At 44.7% G+C, this 1,192-nt stretch carries 2 protein-coding genes; both read left to right on the forward strand.

Features of this window, described 5'->3' with window-relative positions; all coding sequences use genetic code 11:
* On the forward strand, positions 1-486 hold a 486-nt coding region (locus R7P35_RS25155; protein ID WP_318093125.1), incomplete at its 5' end, for an OmpA family protein.
* A 61-nt stretch (positions 487-547) separates the two neighbouring features.
* A partial coding sequence (locus R7P35_RS25160) for a mechanosensitive ion channel family protein (RefSeq protein ID WP_318093127.1) occupies positions 548-1,192 on the forward strand: 645 nt, incomplete at its 3' end.

Genomic DNA, 1,192 nt, shown 5'->3' on the forward strand with positions numbered 1-1,192 from the left:
CAACCGCTTACGCTCGATACTTCAGAGCAAGCGCGTGCTGAAAACCGCCGAGCGTACGTCATGTTTGAGGAGGCGCAAAAATACGATGAGATGCCATTCTGCGAACCTCCAAAGCCAGAGCGCAAGGTTTATATGACCATGACGCCACACTTCGACTTTGATCAGTCAGAGTTGAAAGCTGAAGATCTCACTCAGCTCGATGATTTCATTGAACAGTTACAAGGGTTAGAAGGCAGCATTTTGGTTGCAGGGCACACCGATCAAGTCGGCTCGCTTTCTTACAATGAAAAATTGGCAGAGCGACGAGCTCAAACTGTGGCCGAATATCTCAAGACCAAACTTGATGCGTCGCGGCTTGTTTGGGAGGTCAAAGCGTTTGGTGAACTGCAACCGGTCATAAATCAAACGACTTCGGAAGCAAACGCACTGAATCGACGTGCCTTTATCGTATTTAAAGAGAGTGAACACGGACAACTGACAGAATAATTTGTTATGGTTACCCATTACTATTCGAAAGATAATAAGTCTGTAACAAGGGAGCTGGGTAATGGAGAAAGTGCAGTTGGTCGTCGATTTTCTTCTCACGCACAAAATGCTGTTTACCACATTAATTTTGTTTTTTATGTGGTTGGTACGTCGTTCAATTTTGTCGATGATTCGCGGTGATCATGCCTTTTTAACCGAAGATCAACGCAGTTGGATGTCGAGAACCAAAAACGGTACGTTTGCGTTCACATTGCTGATCCTGTTTATCCTCTGGCAATCAGAAATCAGTGAGTTTGCGCTCAGTGTTACAGCGATTGCGGTTGCTATTGTGGTGGCATCGAAAGAGATCATTTTGTGTTTTACAGGCTCGATTCAACGTGCGAGTTCGCGCTCGTTTCGAGTGGGTGATTGGATTGAAGTGGGTAAGTTGTGTGGCGAGGTGATCGAACACAACATGATGGCGACAGTGATTCAAGAGATCGATTTGCATCACGGGCAATACCATTACACGGGTAAAACTGCGACGTTGCCTAATAGTATGTTTTTCACCTATCCGGTTAAAAACCTCAACTTCATGAAGCGTTATGTTTACCATAATTTCACGATTGTGGTGAAAGACTTCGTCAACCTGTATCCGCTACTGACACCGTTAACGGACAAAATTGATGAGCATTGCAGTTACTTTAGTGATGTTGCACATCGTTAC

This window comes from Vibrio sp. Vb0304, assembly GCF_033338995.1.
In the GTDB taxonomy this organism is placed as follows: domain Bacteria; phylum Pseudomonadota; class Gammaproteobacteria; order Enterobacterales; family Vibrionaceae; genus Vibrio; species Vibrio alginolyticus.